This is a genomic window from Arthrobacter sp. UC242_113 (genome assembly GCF_044054585.1).
In the GTDB taxonomy this organism is placed as follows: domain Bacteria; phylum Actinomycetota; class Actinomycetes; order Actinomycetales; family Micrococcaceae; genus Arthrobacter.
Genome location: NZ_CP171968.1, coordinates 1,739,162 through 1,755,771 on the forward strand (window position 1 = coordinate 1,739,162; position 16,610 = coordinate 1,755,771).

At 66.4% G+C, this 16,610-nt stretch carries 16 protein-coding genes and 1 pseudogene; 9 read left to right on the forward strand and 8 right to left on the reverse strand.

Going from position 1 to position 16,610, the window contains the following annotated elements; all coding sequences use genetic code 11:
- Positions 1 to 12: 12 nt before the first annotated feature.
- Positions 13 to 669 carry a DNA alkylation repair protein gene (locus tag ACHMXB_RS07760; RefSeq protein ID WP_395404204.1) on the reverse strand — a complete coding sequence of 219 codons (657 nt, stop codon included), beginning with the start codon at positions 667 to 669 and terminating at the stop codon, positions 13 to 15.
- Positions 670 to 1,054: 385 nt separating this feature from the next.
- Here ACHMXB_RS07760 and ACHMXB_RS07765 point away from each other — a divergent pair, with 385 nt between their 5' ends.
- The 5 genes from ACHMXB_RS07765 to ACHMXB_RS07785 all read left to right on the forward strand — a co-directional run bounded on the left by ACHMXB_RS07765 (position 1,055) and on the right by ACHMXB_RS07785 (position 6,030).
- Positions 1,055 to 2,197 carry a glycoside hydrolase family 16 protein gene (locus tag ACHMXB_RS07765; protein WP_395404206.1) on the forward strand — a complete coding sequence of 381 codons (1,143 nt, stop codon included), beginning with the start codon at positions 1,055 to 1,057 and terminating at the stop codon, positions 2,195 to 2,197.
- 598 nt (positions 2,198 to 2,795) lie between these two features.
- Positions 2,796 to 3,689 (forward strand): ribonuclease Z, encoded by an 894-nt coding sequence (locus tag ACHMXB_RS07770; protein WP_395404208.1) that lies wholly within the window; start codon positions 2,796 to 2,798, stop codon positions 3,687 to 3,689.
- A 45-nt stretch (positions 3,690 to 3,734) separates the two neighbouring features.
- Complete coding sequence (gene rlmC / locus ACHMXB_RS07775; RefSeq protein WP_395404210.1) at positions 3,735 to 4,859, forward strand: 23S rRNA (uracil(747)-C(5))-methyltransferase RlmC; 1,125 nt, start codon at positions 3,735 to 3,737, stop codon at positions 4,857 to 4,859.
- A gap of 142 nt (positions 4,860 to 5,001) precedes the next feature.
- Complete coding sequence (locus tag ACHMXB_RS07780) at positions 5,002 to 5,370, forward strand: Hpt domain-containing protein (RefSeq protein WP_395404212.1); 369 nt, start codon at positions 5,002 to 5,004, stop codon at positions 5,368 to 5,370.
- A 63-nt stretch (positions 5,371 to 5,433) separates the two neighbouring features.
- Positions 5,434 to 6,030 (forward strand): DoxX family protein, encoded by a 597-nt coding sequence (locus ACHMXB_RS07785; protein ID WP_395404214.1) that lies wholly within the window; start codon positions 5,434 to 5,436, stop codon positions 6,028 to 6,030.
- A gap of 7 nt (positions 6,031 to 6,037) precedes the next feature.
- Here the strand turns inward: ACHMXB_RS07785 and ACHMXB_RS07790 are convergent, their stop codons facing one another.
- From ACHMXB_RS07790 to ACHMXB_RS07800, 3 genes are all read right to left on the reverse strand, one after another.
- Positions 6,038 to 7,012, reverse strand: coding sequence for a dienelactone hydrolase family protein (locus tag ACHMXB_RS07790; RefSeq protein ID WP_395404216.1), 975 nt, complete (start codon positions 7,010 to 7,012; stop codon positions 6,038 to 6,040).
- Positions 7,013 to 7,093: 81 nt separating this feature from the next.
- The gene (locus ACHMXB_RS07795; protein WP_395404218.1) at positions 7,094 to 7,606 is read right to left on the reverse strand and encodes a DUF664 domain-containing protein; all 513 of its coding nucleotides are present in this window, start codon (positions 7,604 to 7,606) and stop codon (positions 7,094 to 7,096) included.
- A 31-nt stretch (positions 7,607 to 7,637) separates the two neighbouring features.
- A complete protein-coding gene (locus ACHMXB_RS07800) occupies positions 7,638 to 8,477 on the reverse strand; it encodes an aldo/keto reductase (RefSeq protein ID WP_395404220.1) in 840 nt (279 codons plus the stop codon).
- Between the two features lie 388 nt (positions 8,478 to 8,865).
- On the opposite strand from ACHMXB_RS07800, the gene ACHMXB_RS07805 reads away from it, so the two are divergent.
- Positions 8,866 to 9,390 carry a DUF2087 domain-containing protein gene (locus ACHMXB_RS07805; RefSeq protein WP_395404222.1) on the forward strand — a complete coding sequence of 175 codons (525 nt, stop codon included), beginning with the start codon at positions 8,866 to 8,868 and terminating at the stop codon, positions 9,388 to 9,390.
- Between the two features lie 2 nt (positions 9,391 to 9,392).
- Here ACHMXB_RS07805 and ACHMXB_RS07810 read toward each other — a convergent pair.
- The 3 genes and pseudogenes from ACHMXB_RS07810 to ACHMXB_RS07820 form a co-directional block, all read right to left on the reverse strand.
- Positions 9,393 to 9,818 (reverse strand): annotated as a pseudogene (locus ACHMXB_RS07810) (ChaB family protein).
- Positions 9,819 to 9,888: 70 nt separating this feature from the next.
- Positions 9,889 to 11,139: a hypothetical protein gene (locus ACHMXB_RS07815; protein ID WP_395404224.1), complete on the reverse strand. Its 1,251-nt coding sequence runs from the start codon at positions 11,137 to 11,139 to the stop codon at positions 9,889 to 9,891.
- A gap of 79 nt (positions 11,140 to 11,218) precedes the next feature.
- Complete coding sequence (locus tag ACHMXB_RS07820) at positions 11,219 to 12,196, reverse strand: GlxA family transcriptional regulator (RefSeq protein ID WP_395404226.1); 978 nt, start codon at positions 12,194 to 12,196, stop codon at positions 11,219 to 11,221.
- Between the two features lie 110 nt (positions 12,197 to 12,306).
- Between ACHMXB_RS07820 and ACHMXB_RS07825 the strand changes: the two genes are divergently transcribed.
- Together ACHMXB_RS07825 and ACHMXB_RS07830 are read left to right on the forward strand one after the other, a co-directional pair.
- Positions 12,307 to 13,764, forward strand: a complete 1,458-nt coding sequence (locus tag ACHMXB_RS07825; protein ID WP_395404228.1) for a DJ-1/PfpI family protein — start codon at positions 12,307 to 12,309, stop codon at positions 13,762 to 13,764.
- Positions 13,761 to 14,753, forward strand: a complete 993-nt coding sequence (locus ACHMXB_RS07830; protein WP_395404230.1) for an alpha/beta fold hydrolase — start codon at positions 13,761 to 13,763, stop codon at positions 14,751 to 14,753. Before ACHMXB_RS07825 ends, ACHMXB_RS07830 begins: the two co-directional genes overlap by 4 nt.
- Before the next feature lie 38 nt (positions 14,754 to 14,791).
- On the opposite strand, the gene ACHMXB_RS07835 is transcribed toward ACHMXB_RS07830, so the two are convergent.
- Positions 14,792 to 14,923 carry a hypothetical protein gene (locus tag ACHMXB_RS07835; protein ID WP_395404232.1) on the reverse strand — a complete coding sequence of 44 codons (132 nt, stop codon included), beginning with the start codon at positions 14,921 to 14,923 and terminating at the stop codon, positions 14,792 to 14,794.
- Between the two features lie 536 nt (positions 14,924 to 15,459).
- On the opposite strand from ACHMXB_RS07835, the gene ACHMXB_RS07840 reads away from it, so the two are divergent.
- Positions 15,460 to 15,828 (forward strand): hypothetical protein, encoded by a 369-nt coding sequence (locus ACHMXB_RS07840; protein ID WP_395404234.1) that lies wholly within the window; start codon positions 15,460 to 15,462, stop codon positions 15,826 to 15,828.
- Positions 15,829 to 16,610: the final 782 nt, after the last annotated feature.

A 16,610-nucleotide genomic window follows, 5' to 3' on the forward strand; every position in this document is an offset into this window, starting at 1 on the left:
GGGGCCGGTCTTCTACCGGCGGAAGGAGAGCCGGAGCTCCGGCCTTCGCTCCGCCACCGCGTCCAGCACGGCGTCAACGGCCTCCCGGTCCGGGCTGCTGTCCGCCGTCGTCGTCTCCGGTAGCACTTCAGCGGCGGACCTGGCGCGGCGGACGAAGCCGTCCCAGTCACCACCACCCGACCGAAGCGCCCGCAGGGGCGCCATCAGCGACGCGCGGCGGAGCCAGGCATCCGGGTCCCCCGCCCATCGGTCCAGCACCGCGTCCGCACGCACACGCGCCTGACCCCCGAGCCTTTCCACCAGCGGACCAACGACGTCGACGGCGAGCGGGTCCACGAGCGTTGGCATGTGTGCGTCCCGCACAAAGCCCTCCATGCGCGTCAGGTCGGAGTTGGTGAGCAACTCCAGCCTGGATTGAAGGAGCACGACGGCGGCCAGGCGACGCTCGTAAACAGGAACCTCCCACAGTTCTGAACTCAGGGCGGTGACCTCATCGTGGTTCAGTCCGGCATGGCGGCGAAGAACGTCGCGGACCGTTCCGCGTACCGCGCCCACCGACGCGCCGTAGTACTGCATCCCGCTGCCGAACCGGTGTCGCATTTCCTCGGCCCGGTACCACGAAGCCTCGCGCTGCAGGGTGTCATCCACGAACTCGCCGGCAGCACTCATCCGCTCATTCTTTCCGCCCGGCGCCGGGCCGTCCAACCCCACTCTCCTGTCCCCGGCGCTCAGCAGTGACTATGGGGTGACGCCTTGTTTCCGGCCCCCGTCACAAAAGTGTTCCCGCAGGTCAGTGCGGGGAAGCGGTTGCACGGCCCGGCTGCGGCCTTCCGGCGTTTTGCGGCCCTTGGTAACGATCAAGTAACGTTGACGCCTGTTCCGCAAGGGACGGCCCGTTGGGGCCCCGGAGGCCCCCGCTGGGCTCCGGATGCGCAGAGCGGCAACCCGGCTGCTCCGGCCCCGTCGACCGGGGCCCAGAATCGCTTCGTGCTTTTCTTTACCACCTAGATTGTGGCTGCCTTCTGCGCGGCAGCCGTTTGCCCGGAGGGGTCTTTTGCTTAAGAAGAACATAGCCATTGCCATTAGCATCGGCGCACTTTCGCTGACCGGATGCGGCCTCGCTCCCTCCGCGGAACAGGCTGCCGGTCAGGGCGCTGCCGCCGCGGGAACTGCGTCCACGAGCCAGGCCTCCGAGTCGGCTTCCGCCAAGACAGCTTCCGCCAAGACCGTGTCGGCTCACGCCGCCAAGGCTGCCGCCGCGAAGGATGCTGCGGCCAAGACTGCGGCCGCCAAGACTGCGACTACCAAGACTGCGGCCGCCAAGGCTGCCGCCTCCAAGGCGGCAGCGGCGAAGACTGCCGCCGCAAAGGCAGCAGCCAAGGCTGCAACTGCCGCTGTGCCGGCAGCCGTTGCTGCTGCCGCTCCCGCAAAGGCCGCTCCCGCCGCCGCCGCTCCCGCCATCGCTTCTCCCGCCACAGCCGCCGCGCCGAAGGCGCCGGCGGCTCCCGTCCAGCCTGCTGCCGCCGTCCGCGCCGTGGCCCCCGCCGCTGGCAGCGGCGCGCAGGCCGCCAGCGCCCTCGGCTGGGGCTCCGTAGTGGCCGGCGACGAATTCAACTACACCGGGACGCCGGACCGCACCAAGTGGAGCGTCTACAACAGCCCCGGCCACGCGGGCAAGGGTATCCGCAGCCCCAAGGCGTGGTCGGTGGCCAACGGCGCGGCCACCGTCAGCGGAGATTCGGCGGGTACCACCGGCGGAATGTCGGCAAAGTTTGCCAACCAGAAGTACGGCCGCTGGGAGACCCGCATGAAGACGAACCGGCGGGATTCCGAATACCACCCCGTCCTCATTCTCAATCCGGTCACCACGTCGTCCACTTGTGACGAGGTTGACTACGCCGAGAGCACCTCCGATACAACCCTGGTGAAGTTCTTCCTGCACTATGCATGCAGTGGCACCAAACAGACTTACGCCAGCAAGGCTGTTGACACCACCCAGTGGCACAACTACGCGGTGGAGTGGACTCCGGCCGGCATCACGGGCTACATCGACGGCGTGAAGACGTTCACCGATACGAACCCGGCGCACCAGCCCTCCGGCAGCGTGCACCAGACGCTGCAGCTCGACTGGTTCCCTGACGGTTCCAGCACCACGCCTTCCTGGATGCAGGTCGACTGGGTCCGCGTCTACAAGTAGACAACTCAGTCGGCATGGAGCACCGAGGGTGTCCGCACTGAGCGGGCACACCCGGTGCACTATGCGCTTTGCACCCGTTCAGGTCTTGGGACGCATGGAACCCTGAACCGCATTCAGACCGACGCCGGATAGCTGGCGAGGATGTAATCCGCAGCTGCCGGCCCTTTCATGCGGAGGCCGTTCGGTTCTGGGTTAAGGCGCCCTTGCATACCCTCCCAAAATGCCTCCTCCACGGATGGCACGGCACCGGTGACATGACACCAGCTGGTGTACAAGCCGTACAGGGGGTCTGGCCCTAGGGTGAATCCGGAGCCGTCGTCGGAGGTAGTGGCCTCCATGAGGAACTGGTCAAACTGTCTATTAGCCACAGGTAGGCTCTTTTCGCACGTGTGCTTGGCACCGCCGTTCGGCTACAGCGGCTACATTCCGAGGCCAGCACTGGGCACCGAAACGGTTGGTTCAATAGCAATTCGTTGCCGCCTTCGCGGTGGATGGGTGGAACGCCGACGAATATTGATGCCACGGATGCGGAGCCTGCGAGCGCGGCCGTTCCGGCGGCCCGTCTGCTAGCCGCCGCGCCTGTGAGAGACTCGGTGTCATGCGCGAACTCGTCGTCCTTGGAACCGCATCGCAGGTCCCGACGCGCACGCGCAACCACAACGGATACCTGCTGCGGTGGGACGGCGAGGGCCTCCTCTTCGACCCCGGCGAGGGCACACAGCGGCAGATGATCCACGCAGGTGTTTCCGCCAACCAGATCACGCGCATCTGCCTGACCCATGTTCACGGTGACCATTGCTACGGGCTCCCCGGCGTGCTCTCCCGCATGGCCCTGGACGGCGTAAAGCACCCGGTGCACCTGCACTATCCCGCGTCCGGAGAAGACGTTGTCCGGGCACTCGTCTCCGTGGCCTCGCCCGGCATCGATCTCCGCCTGCAGCCGCACTCGGATGCCGGGGAAATCGCCCCGGGGCTCGAGGTGCGGCCCTTGCGCCACCGCATTGAGACCTACGGCTACCGGCTGACGGAACCGGACGGGCGCACCATGCTGCCGGAGCGGCTGGCGGCGGCGGGCATCACGGGCCCGGACGCCGGGCGCCTGCAGCGGGACGGGGTCCTGCGGGGTGTGCGGCTTGAGGACGTCAGCATTCCGCGCGCTGGCCAGGGCTTCGCCTTCATCATGGACACCGCCCCGTGCGAGGGAGCCGAGGGGTTGGCCGACGGCGTCGACCTCCTTGTCGCGGAATCAACGTTCAGCGACGACGACGCCGCCTTGGCGGCGCAGTACGCGCACCTCACGGCCGGGCAGGCCGGGGATCTGGCGGCCAACGGCGGCGCCGGAACCCTCGTGCTCACCCACTTTTCGTCCCGGTACGGCGACGTGGACGTCCTGGCCGAGCAGGCCCGGGCACGGTCCGGAGGGACCGCCGTCGTACCTGCCAACGATCTGGACCGGATCAGCCTTCCCAAGCGGCAGCGGCCACCGTCCTGACCCGCGGCCAGAAGCAGCCTGCAGAAAAAGTAGAATTAACCAGACATGCAATGTTCCTACTTCGATGCCGCCCGCTGCCTCTCCTGCACCCACATGGGCCGGCCCTATGACGAGCAGCTGGCCGGCAAGCAGCTGCACTGCCAGACGCTTCTCTCCGACCACACGTCCGTAGAGTGGCTGCCGCCTGTCGCGAGCCGCGAGTCCGGCTTCCGCAACAAGGCCAAGATGGTGGTGGCCGGAACGGCCAAGAACCCCACCATCGGGATCCTTGACGCCGAGGGCCGTGGTGTGGACCTGCAGGAATGCGGCGTCTGCTCGCCCGGACTGCTGGCCTGCTTTCCCGTCCTGGCGGCCTTCATCAGCCGGGCCCGCCTGACGCCCTACGATGTCCCCCGGCGCAGCGGCGAGCTCAAGCACCTCATCATCACCGAGTCACCTGACGGCGAGATCATGCTGCGCCTGGTCCTGCGTTCGGAAAAGCTGGTGCCGCGCATCCGGGAGCACCTGCCCACCCTTCTGGCCTCCCTGCCGGAGGTGAAGGTTGTCTCGGTCAACCTGCACCCGGAGCACAAGGCGGTCCTCGAAGGCGACCGCGAGATCCTCCTCACCGGGCAGTCCACGCTGCGGATGCGCGTCAACGACCTCGACCTTCACCTCCGGCCGCAGAGTTTCTTCCAGACGAACAGCGACATGGCGGCAGCCCTGTACCGGCAGGGGCGCGAATGGGTCAACGAACTGGCGCCGTCGTCAGTGTGGGACCTGTACTGCGGTGTGGGCGGCTTTGCCCTGCACTGCGCGGATCCCTCCCGCGAGGTAACGGGGATTGAAACCAGCCGCGAAGCCATTGTGTCGGCCAAGCTCAGCAGCGACGAGGCAGGGCTGGAGCGCATGGACTTCCAGGCGGGCGATGCCACGGCCTTTGCCGTCGCCGCGGACCAGGCGCCCGAACTGGTTATCGTCAATCCGCCCCGGCGCGGCATCGGCAAGGAACTGTGCGGCTGGCTCGAATCGTCCTCCGTGAAGCACGTGGTCTACTCCAGCTGCAACGCGCAGTCGCTGGCCCGCGACCTGGCGGCACTCCCCTCGTTCACCGCGCGAAGGGCCAGGGTGCTGGACATGTTCCCGCAAACCACGCACTACGAAGTGATGGTCCTGCTCGAGCGGGCCTAGCCGGCCCACATTCTTGATCCGAACATCGGCAAAAGTTTCTCCTGTCTTGAGGTCCCCGCGGGAAAGTGTCCGGTAAGCCGCGCAGCAAGGTCGCGGCATGAACCGATGGGCACAACATGCGACGGACAGCAGGCGGTGCGAAGTGACCGGCACAGAAGACGTCCCCGTCCTGGACGCCGGTCCGCTGCAGGTCCTTGCCACCGAGGTGGGTCCGGCTTTCGCCGAGGCCTTCATGGATGACTACCTGCAGATGTTGCCGGACCGGGCGTCGAAGATCCTCCGCGCCCTGGCCAGCGGCGACGCGCGGATGGCAGCTGACGCCGTGGTCAGCCTCAGGGCGACGTCAGCCATGGCGGGAGCCCTGCGGCTGGAGCGCTGCTGCAAGGAACTGGAATCACGCATCCGGCGCGGCCAGCGGCTGGAGCCCGACGCGGTGAGGGCAGTGCTGTACGCAAACATCCGGCTGCTGGTGCGTGAAGCCGGACGCCAGGGGCACCTCCCCCGGACGTAGAATCATCGGACAAGATCGCCTGAAGAGCAGCCGACAGGCTGAACCGTTTACAGGAGGATTCACATGAGCCGCACGAGCATCAGTCCAGCCGCCCCAGCCGCCGCCACCGCTGCACAGACCATTTTCCGCGTGGGCCTGGGCGGCGTCCTTGTTGCCCACGGCACCCAGAAACTTTTCGGGTGGTTCGGCGGCGGCGGGATCGAGGGCACCAGCAAGGGCATGCACGCCATGGGGTTCCGGCCGGCGACGCCGAGCGCGGTTCTGGCCGGCCTGGGCGAAGCGGGTGCCGGCCTGGCACTCGCGCTGGGCTTCGCCACTCCGGCCGCCGGGGCGGCTGCTGCCACCACCATGGGCGTTGCGGCCAGCGTGCACGCCCCCAACGGCTTCTTCGCCACCGAAGGGGGCCTGGAATACCCGGCCGTCCTGGGACTTGCGGCAGCATCCTTCACGATTGGCGGGCCGGGCAGCGTCTCCCTCGACTCCGTCACCGGCCACGTCCTGGACCGCCCCTGGATGCGGGCCGTCGCCCTCGCCGTCATCCCGACGGCCATTGCGATCCAGGTGTACCGGCGCCAGAAGACCCTGGCCAACGATGCCTCCGGTCCGGACGCCGGAACCGCCGCGGGCCAGGACAGCGCGGGCCAGGCCACCCCGGGTTAGGCAGCCGCTAGACGTACTTCTTGAACCATGCCAGCGTGTCGTTCCAGGCGGCCGTGGCCTGCTGCTCGTTGTAGCGGTCGCCTGTGTCGTTGTGGAAAGCATGGTCGACGCCGGGATAGACCTTGAGCTGGTTGCGCACGCTCGTGGCCGCCAGGGCATCCCGGAGCTGCGGCATGGGTCCGGTGATCCGGTCGTCCAGTTCAGCGTAGACACCGAACACCGCGGGCTTCAGGGACGGTACCTTGTCCAGGTCGGGTGCCGGACCGTAGAAGGCCGACGTCGCCTTGAGTCCCGTAATCTCTACCGCCGACTGCCAGGTGATGCCTCCGCCGAAGCAGTACCCGGTCATGGCGATCCGCCCCTGCTCCACGAAGGCCTGCTTCTGCAGGTAGTCGAATCCCGCCGAAAAGTCGGCCACGTGCCGCTGCGCGCCGGCCTGCGTCAAGGCTCCCGGAACGGCATCCCGGTCCAGGCTCGCCGTGCCGCCTTCCCTGCTCAGCAGGTCAATGGCCAGGGCCGCATACCCTTCCTTGGCAAAACGCCGGGCAACGTCCTGGATGTGGGGAGTCAGCCCGCGGTTCTCATGGCAGACCAGGACGGCGGGGCCGGGCTTCCCGGCTTCGGGCCGGGCGAGGTAACCACTGATCTCGGTGCCGCCAGACGGGAACTTGACTGTCGACGTCGTAATTCCGGCTGCCCCTTCGGGAACGGACAGCGGGCTCTTCGCCCCGGGAACGGCGCCCCCGGAGGCAGTGCCTGTGGCCGAGCCGGACGTGGGGTTGGGAGTGGGCATGGGGTCGGTGCTGCGCGGAACCTCCTGCGGCGTGCACCCGACCAGGAGCATCGCGGCGGAAGCGGCGGCCATGCTGCCGGTGATGAACGCCACCCGGCGGGTGAAGGTGTGCTGGCTCATGGCCCCGGCACGGTAGTCGTCGAAAAATTCCTCGATCAGGTACTTCTCAAACTTGCCAAGCTGGGTCATCACGGCCTCCTGGAGTTTTTGCCGCTTATCCTCCCCCATGCCCCATGGCCAGGCAAGGGGACCGCGTGGACGCCCGGCCTGCTAGGCGGGCCCGTCGCCTTTCAGGCCCTTGGCGTACGCGGCCTGCCCCACGTGCTGAAGGCAGTCGGCAACGGTGCTGACCAGCCGGACGCCGAAGGTGACCGGCGGGTCCCAGCGGGTATCGACGCCCCGGTCGAGATCATCGTCGCCCAGGCTGCTAAGAACCTCGACGGTCTGCCGATGGACCGCCTCGTAGTAGGCGGCGAGCAATTCCCTCGGGGCCCGAACGGCGTCGACGTTGTCTGACGAATGGCCGTAGCCGGTGTCATGTTCGGGAAGCGGCAGGCTAAAACGGCCGGCAAAACCCTGCGAGGTCCAGACCTGCGGCAAACCGGCAGCGGAAGCAACCTGCGTATCCTCTATCCGGCTGAGGTGCCAGATCAGCCACGCGATGGAGTTCCCGTTGCCGGCGGGCCGGCGGACCAGGGCTTCGTCGTCGAGCCCGTCAAGTGTGACGTCCACGATTTCCCGTACACGGCCAAAGGCGTCCAGCAACAGTTCATTGGATTTCATGGGGGTCCCCTTACATTTCGCTGTGAGCGGCTTACATTTGGCTGTGGGCGGCGACGGCGGGATCAGAACCGATGCGGGCACCGGCTTCGAGGCCCGTGATGTCGGCTATCTCTTCGGGCGTCAGTACGACGCCGACGGCGGCGAGGTTGTCCCGCATGCGGTCGGTGTTGGCTGACTTGGGAATGACGATGGTGCCCTGGGCGAGGTGCCATGCCAACACCACCTGGGCAGGGGTGACGCTGTACCTGCCGGCAACGGATGTCACAGCCCCGGCGTCCAGGTCAGCGCCCTGGCCCAGCGGGCTGTACGCCTCCACCGCGATGCCCAGGGAGCGGCTCTTCGTCGCCAGTTCGGACTGCTGGAACGTCGGGTGCAGCTCAAACTGGTTGACCGCCGGAACGACGTCCGCGCTCTGGAGGAGTGCTTCCAGGTGGTTCGCCAGGAAGTTGGACACACCGATCGCGCGGATCTGGCCGCTTGCGTGCAGCTTCTCCATCGCCTTCCAAGCCTCGGTAAAAAGGTTCCGGGACGGCACAGGCCAGTGGATCAGGTACAGGTCAACGTAATCGACGCCCAGGGCCCGGCGGCTGTTCTGGAAGGCTTCCTGGGCCATGCCCTGCTCGCCGTTGCGCAGCTTGGTGGTGAGGAAAATATCCTCACGCGGAATCCCCGAGGCAGCGATGGCGGCGCCGACGGCGGCCTCGTTCCGGTACGCCGCGGCCGTGTCGATGTGGCGGTAGCCGGCCTCAAGGGCGTCCTCGACAATGCGCTGGGTCTCTTCCGGCGGAACTTGGAAGACGCCGAAGCCGAGCTGCGGGACCTTGATCCCGTTGTTCAGGGTGACATTCGGTATGGCATGGTGTGTCGTCATCAGAATCTTCCGTTGCTGGGGCAGGCAATCCCAAGTATGCCTCCCCACCCGGGGGGGGGCGGAGCACCCCTCAGGGCGAGCGGGCCACCTGGACCATTGGTATGACTTTCTGCGAAGCCATGCGCCCAACACGGCCAGCGCAATAGCCCAGGTTGTTCTCCGCCGTTTCAGGCCCGCTCACTGGGATTTATCCTCACGGTGTTTGTCCCAGCACCATTTCACATCACGACGACGGCCGGGCGCCAGAGCAGTCGCATGAGCAGGTGCGGCGCCTTTCGGCCGGTCCGGCCCGGGACTACGATTTTTCCTGTTGTACCGGCCAACGCTAACGGGCACCGGTCCGGCAGCACCAAAAATCTGCAAGCACCAGAGCAAAGGGGGAAGTTCCGTGACCAGAGAGACCAGGCAGAGCGGGCCGCACTGGCGGCGGGTCATGGCCGCCCTCGCCAACCGCGATGCGCGCACCGTTTACGCACAAATTGTCCTCGGGGCCAGGCACGATGACGTGACGTCCGGCCCGGCCGGCCAACGGCGCGACCGGGCCATCGCCGCCCTGCTCGACGCTGGCCTGGTCGAACGGGGTGCCGGCGATGAGCTGGAGGCGTCCGAGTCCATCTTTCACGACCTCCTCACCCAACAGCCCAAGCGCCAGCCCAAAACTGGGGTGGCGCGATTCATGCGTCTTGGCCGGATCGACAGGTATCCGGCCAACCAGACGGAGCGGCGGGAACTCCTGGCCTGGATTGCCGCTGAGACGTTCGAACCTGGCGAGGAGCTCTCCGAACGAAAGGTCAACGAACGGCTCTCGGGCTACACCGACGACGTGGTGCTGCTGCGCCGCTACCTGATCGATTTCGGCGTGCTGGAGCGCACGCCGTCGGGGTCCTCATACTGCCGCCCTAGGGAGGAATAGGTTCAGTCCCCGCGCGCCTTCCGGGTGGCCGCATCGTTGGCTTTCTGGATGGCCTCGACAAGTTCGTCTTTGTCCATCTTCGAACGTCCCTCGATGTTTAACTCCCGGGCGCGCTTCTAAAGGTGCTCCTTGGAGGCGTTCGCGTCCACGCCTCCGGCGGTCGGAGCCGATGAATCGAGCCCCTCCGCGGCGTGCTGGTCAGAGGGGCCGGGCCTCTCCTTAGGTTCCCAGTGGTCGCCCACCTTCTCATAACTGTGCTTCAGGGATGCGAAGGCCGTCCGGGCGGCCCGGCTCTCGTCGTTGTCATAGGACTCAAGGGCTGAATTATAGGTCTTGGCGAAAGTGTCCTGGGCTTTCTGCTCAGAACGCTGCAGGGTCGACGGAAGCTCGTCCTTGCGGGCGTGATCGTTCTTGCCGGTCTTGGGCATGCCACCAACGCTCCTTCATCAACTGCCGGTCTGCGGATGAAACCAGCTTGGCACCGATGCTTGGGTCTTCCTAGGCATCCTCGGAATCCAGATCGAGGTCCGGGATGTCCAGCAGGCCCAGGTCCTCGAGCACTTCTGCGTCCTCATAAGTGCTCGCTATGCACCGGACCAGGGCAGGCGGTACCCGGAAATGCGTGTCGATCGTCAGGATGCCCTGCTCGGCGAGTGCTTCCAGCTGACTCATGGCCGCGGCCTTCAGCGACTCGACAGTCGCCCTTTCCTCTGGTGACGCACCGGTCCGGGGGTCCAGCACAGTGTCCCTCCGCGGCGGGTCCGCCGAGGCCGCCGCCAGCAGGATTGAGGCCACCGTCGCGGCAACGAGGACTTCCCATGGCTGTTCAGGGTCGTAGCCGAGCACGGAGGCCGAGAGGAACTGTTCGACGAAGAACACCAGCTCCTCCAGCCGGTCCGCGGTGCCGCCGGCCAGGAAGACGGCGGTGGCCGGCGACGGTGCCGCCTTCGTGGAGCCGATCTTGATCAGTTCAGTGCGGGCCAGTGCCTCCCACACCTGTGCCAGCAGCGGCACCTCATACATGCTGCGGACTGTTGGCACGGGCTTTTCCGAACCGCCGGTCCCGGCCTGCGGGACCCCCGCCTGTTTGGTGCCGCCCCTGGCTTTCAGTCCAACGCACGCAGCCGCAGCTTCGATGTCCTTCGTCCTGAGTGCACCGGTTCCGGTCACCGGCTTCGCATCGCCGATCCACTGAAGCAGTTCCGTGGTCCGCCGGATCAGCGGGAGCTCAGAGAAGACCCTGAGGGCGTCGTCGTCGGAAACAACGGGCACATCGACGAGCCGCCAATCCTCCGTCTCCCCCAGAAGGGCGTTGAGCAGGTCAGCGACGTCGGCGAGCTGTTCCGCCGGACCTGACCACCGGTCAGTGTCCGCGAGAAAGTCGACGAACCCGTGCACGGCGGCGATGACAAACTCACCACGGTCATCGTCGTCTGCCGCTGTGGCCGCGAGATCGGCAGCAAGAGCGTCGGCCAGAATCACAGGATCAAGGCGTGTCAGGTCAGCAGCGGCCACACGGTCCATATACCGGCCCATGACGCTTTCTATGGCCGCCAGGCAATCGAGGGCGGTGGCAGCAGCGCCCGGAGCACCGTCGTCGAACCACCGGACAAATGCCGGCGCGAGCGAGTCCACGGCCCGCCCGGCCCGGAACGAGCTGAGGGAAGCGGGCGAAGAGCCGCGTGCGGCGGAACTTCCAGTGCCAGCGGGCCCCTTGCGCTTGCTCCGGTTCTTACTGCTCTTGCTCATGCTGCCCCTGACTGATTGCGCGTTGGTTCTTACGACGACGGTACTGACCATCCGCGCGCCGTGCCACCCGGCGCTGCACTCAGGGGCGTGCTCCTGGCCACGCGCCTTCCCCCGTCAGGCTGCGGTTCCGCCCTTGGTAGAGGCGGCGGTAGCTGGAGGGTGTGGTGTTGAGCTCGCGCATGAAGTGGAGACGGAAGTTGGCTGCCGTTCCCAGGCCTGTCCTGGCCGCAACCGCCTGCACGGTCAGGTCGGTCGTTTCGAGCAGACGGCAGGCCTCGGCAATGCGCTGGCTGGTCAGCCAGCGCAAAGGCGTTGTCCCCGCATCTGCGAGGAATTTGCGCGCGAAACTGCTCGGCGCCCAGCCGGCGTGGGCGGCCATGTCGACGACGGTCAGCGGCTCTGCCAGATGCTGCCTGGCCCAGGCGCACGTCTCAGTGAAATGGGTCAGCGGCGCGGCCACCGGGCGTTCGATGAACTGGGCCTGCCCGCCTTCACGGTGCGGGGCCACCACCATCCGCCGGGCGATGCGGTTCGCTGCCTCGGTGCCGTAGTCTCTGCGGACCAGATGCAGGCACAGGTCGATCCCGGCCGCGACACCGGCGCTGGTGCTGACGCGGCCCTCGTCGATGTACAGCACCCCGGCGTCGACGGCGACCGCCGGGTGCAGGGTTTGCAGGCGCTGGGCGTTCCTCCAGTGCGTCGTGGCGCGTTTCCCGTCAAGGAGGCCGGCGGCCGCCAACGCGAAGGCCCCTGTGCAGACGGAGACCACCCGGGCCCCGTTCCCCGCAGCCGTGCGAAGGGCGTCGCAGACACTGGCCGGAGGGTCCGTGAGCGGGCTGAACCCGGGCACAACGATGGTGTCGGCTGACAGAAGGGCTTCGAGCCCCTCCGCGGCGTGAATGGCATAGCCGGTGGTGGTCGGGACCAGGCCGGGTTCGGCTGCGCAGACCACAAACGAGTAGAGTTGCCGCTCGTCCTCATGACCGAAAACCTGTGCTGGAATGGCGAGGTCAAAGGCGACGACGTCCGGCAAGGCGAGGGCAACGACACGGTGCATGAGGCCACTGTACCCACGCGGCCCCGTCCAGATCCCGGTCTGCAGGATCCTTTTCATAGTGGCAATTTTTACCACTCCCCCGCCCTGCCGGCGGTGGGCAGTCTTAACCCGTGATCAACTTTCGGCATTCAAAGCCGGCTTCTTCCCCGCCCGCCAAGCGCACCGCCAGGGCGGTGGTTCGGCGACTGGTACGGGTTGCGCTGGCTGCTGCGCTCGCCGCCGCGGTGGTTGCCTCAGTCCTGGTTGCCGGAATCGCCACGGTCGGGCGTGACAACGGTCTGGAAAGCAGACCCGCCCTCCCCGAGGAGACGCAGCCCGGCGGTTCGGGTTCGGCCAACGGCCCAGGAAGGATCCGGGTCGCGTTCGTGCTGGGCAGCAGTGGGACCGAGGCAGCCGACGTGCTGGCACCCTATGAGGTATTCGCCACGTCCCCGCGGTTCACGGTCACAACCGTCGCGGCCGACCGGTCACCGGTCCGACTCGCGGGGGCTCCCGCCCTGGTCCCAGCGGCGACGTTCGCTGACATCGATGCCGGCAGGGCGCCGGCACCGGACCTCTTGGTGGTTCCGGCCGTGGTGGACCCAGGCGGCGACGGCGAGGAAGCAACCCGGTCCTGGATTGCCCGCCAGTCGGCCCGCGGCATCCGTATCCTCGGGGTCTGCGCCGGCTCAATGCTGCTCGCCGAGGCCGGCGTTCTCGACGGGCACCGGGCGACGTCCCACTGGTCCCGCATCAGTTCGCTGCGCGAAAGCCGGCCGGCCGTACACTGGGTCACGGCCCAGCGTTTCGTTCAGGACGGCCGCATCACGACGACGGCGGGCGTCACCTCCGGGATCCCCGGGGCCCTCCAGCTGGTGCACGATCTCGCCGGTGCATCTGAGGCGGCAAGAGTGGGCGCCGAGATCGGCTATCCCGGCTGGTCCACGGCCAAGGACACGGCGATCGCCGAACAGGCTTTCAACGCCGGTGACGCTACCGTGGTCCTCAACTCCGTCCTGCCTTGGTTCCGGCCGACAGTGGGAATAGGGCTGACGGACGGCATCGGCGAACTTGACGCCGTGGCCGCGTTCGAGGTGTACACCGTCTCCGGCGCCGCGCGCACAGTTGCCCTCGCCGCGGCGCCCATTGTGAGGACCAAGCACGGCCTTGTGCTGCTCACCACTCCCCTTCCATCGCCAGGGCCCCATCTGGACAGGCTGATCCTTCCCGGATCTGCCGCACACGACTCCGGACTCCTGTCCTGGGCCAGGAACCGGCAGCTTACTCCCACGGCCCTGATCCAATCACCGGAGCGCGGAGCCTTCGACGTCGCCCTTGAAGAGCTGGCCGGACATGCCGGAAACGCAACAGCGACAACTACTACAAAATCCATCGACTACCCCACGGGACGGGTGCATCTGGACGCCCATGCCGCCGACACCCGCTCCACTTGGCTGCTTTTCCTTACAGCCGTCCTGGCTGCCGGCGCCGGTGCACTGCCCAGCCTTCTTCGCCGTGCCCCGTACTTCAGGGGCCGGAAGACCCGCACGCCAGAGCTCGAACACGTGGCCAGAAAGGATCCGTCATGACAGCAATTGCATCACCCCGGAACAGGAAACCGCGCCGCCGGCTTCGCACACTCGGTTTTACGGCCGCCATCGTGGCTGGCCTCCTTCTCGCCTCGACTTTCGCCAACCTCGCCATGAATCAGGCCGAGCGGTCCGCGACCGCTCCGTACGGGCAAATGGTGCAGACAAGCCACGGTGCCCTCAACGTCGTCCGCACACCAGGGAACGGCAGGTCAGGACAGACCATCGTGCTGCTCAGTGGACTCGGCACGCCAGCACCGGCGCTGGACTTTGCTCCGCTCATCCGGGAACTCGGGGGCTACGACGTCGTTGTCGTGGAAGGCTTTGGCTACGGGTACAGCGACCAGCCCCGGGTGGAGCGTACTGTCGAGAACATCACCTCCGAGCTGCATGAGGCCCTGGCAAACGCGGACGTGCCCAGACCCTATGTTCTGGCTGGCCATTCCATCGCCGGTTTCTACACGCTCGATTACGCCAACAGGTACCGGAACGACGTCGCGGCCGTTATCGGCATCGACCCCACAGTGCCCGCGGCCCGAACGATCCATGCCGAAGAGACCGGCGTCGCCGACGGCGGCATCAACTGGGTAGGCCTTATCGCAGCAAGCGGCCTGCCCCGCTGGGCGGCCACAATCGCACCCAGCCTCGTGGAACCGGACGGCACCGCCTACACGTCCCGCGAGCGGGACCAGATCCGCAAGATGGCCATCTGGAACTTCGGCAACCCTTCCGTCGTCGACGAGACCAACCGGATGGCCGAGAACGCCCGCAAGGTGCAAGCAATGCGCTACCCGGACGACCTCCCCGTGCTCACCTTGCTCGCCTCGGCTAAGGAGGCCCCGGCGGCCATTGCCCTGCACGAAAGCCGGCTGCCAAACGTCCGAAGGCACGAAACTGTGGCGTTCCCCGGTGGGCACTACCTGCACTGGACCCACGCACCGGCCATGGCCAGCAAGATCAACGCCTTCCTGAGCACCAACACGCGCTGAGGCTGCCGCTTCGGTCCTCTCACCGTCCCGTAAATGCCCTAAGACTTCTCAGCCCCCGCAGCGGCAGCGTCTTCACGCTCGAGCAGGTAGCGCAGGAACGCGGCCTGGTTGTCGATTTCCCGCTGCTTGCGGGGAGACAGCCAGTCCAGCAGTTCTTTGTCGTCAGCCATTGATGTTCACCCCCTTAGGCTCGAATTAATGCTCACTCCGCTAGGGCAAGATCGGCGAAAGTTTCAGGCAAGATAGGCGAAGGTCTTGCTGCGAGGGGAGGCTTCGGCCTTGGCAGGTCACACCCCGAACGCCGAGGTGTCGCCGGGCTCGGCACCTGCTGGGGGAGTGCGCCAAGCCCGGCTAGCCTGCCCCGGACGGACGCCGGCGTACCGTCCGGAGGGCTTCAACACTGTTATCCGCCCGTCTCATAGTTAACACCCCGTCGGAAGATAGAGCAGCAGTGGCAGTTACCTGTTTTTCGGCCTATACGGCTACGCGTTTGCGCAGGCGCAGAAGGCGTTCCAAGGCAACTTGAAGCGCTCCCCCCAAAGCCATTTGTCGCCGCGCTGTCCCATGGTTAGATAGGCGCATGAGGAAGTCTTGCGGGATTTTTGCCGTCGCAGTGCTCGCACTCACGGGATGCGGATCCGATTCCAGCACGCAGTCCAGTCCGGAACCGTCGGCCGCAACGACGCCAGCCACGGAACCTGGCGTCATGAGCAAGGCCGTCGGCGGCGAGTCGATCTGCAAGGACAACGCGGGCGACTCAGCATCGAAGGTTGTTGACCTCGCCCAGGCTCGGTTGTTCAGTGACGGCACGGAGATGTTGGCCTCATTCAGCACTGTGGCGAACGTGCCGACCACCGGGACCGTTTTGTATGCCGTGAGGGCGTGGAGCTCGGACCGCAGCAAGGAATACCAGTTTGGAGCGAAGTTCCAGGACGGCAAGGAGATCGCTACCTTCGTGACCGACGTCGGGAGTGGCAAGCAGGAAAATATCACCACCGGAGCTGTGGCCGCAGACAAGCAGGTCAGCGGCCGGTACCCGCTAGCCAAGTTGGCGGGTCTCGGGGACAGAGTTTGAGTGGTCAGCGAAGGTGACCGTTGACGGTACGGAGGCGGACCGTTGCCCCGGCGGTGACGTCAGGTCCCGGTTCCCCGGGGCCTGAGGCCTGAGGCCTGAGGCCTGCGCCCTGCAAGTACACAGCGGGATCGCTGGCGTGGCGGCCGAGAGGGTCACCCTGCTTACCCAAGGCAGGTACGGACGCGGTGTCTGGGCCTGAAGGCTCACGCCACTCCCCCGCGTCGCCCAACGTCATGGACCTTAGTCTGCTGGTCACCACTCGCGATGGTCTTGTTCAATTCGGCCACGAGAAGCTCTCCGGCAGCGTAATGCCCGGTGAGCGTCGATCCACTTTCTGGCAAAAGATGCAGTTAGGTTGTCGAGGCATGGAAACGACGATACATGTGCACTCCACTGGCTGTAGCACCAGCGCGGAGGACGACGCGGCGAATTCCAAAGTGAATCACTGAACCATCGATCCCCTACCCATTCGCCGGTTCGCCACTCTGTTCGCGGACACACGAGAGGCTAGCAGGATGGTCTCGGGCGCCGCAGCTTGGGAAAACCTTGGAGGCTGCCCCCAGCCCCCTCAATTTGGGGGTCAAAGTGGGCGCTGACTCTCAGGTGCACCATGCATTTCACAATGTGCCGGGTACACAGTAGGTCTTGTCACTGAAGCACAGGTAGCCGCGAACCTGAGTTTCAGATCGCCGGGTCCGGAACGCATTCCCCCCTTGCATCCGGACCCGGCGGACGATCTCAGCCTGGCCGGCGGTGCGGCATCCTTCTGACCGGCGTACAGC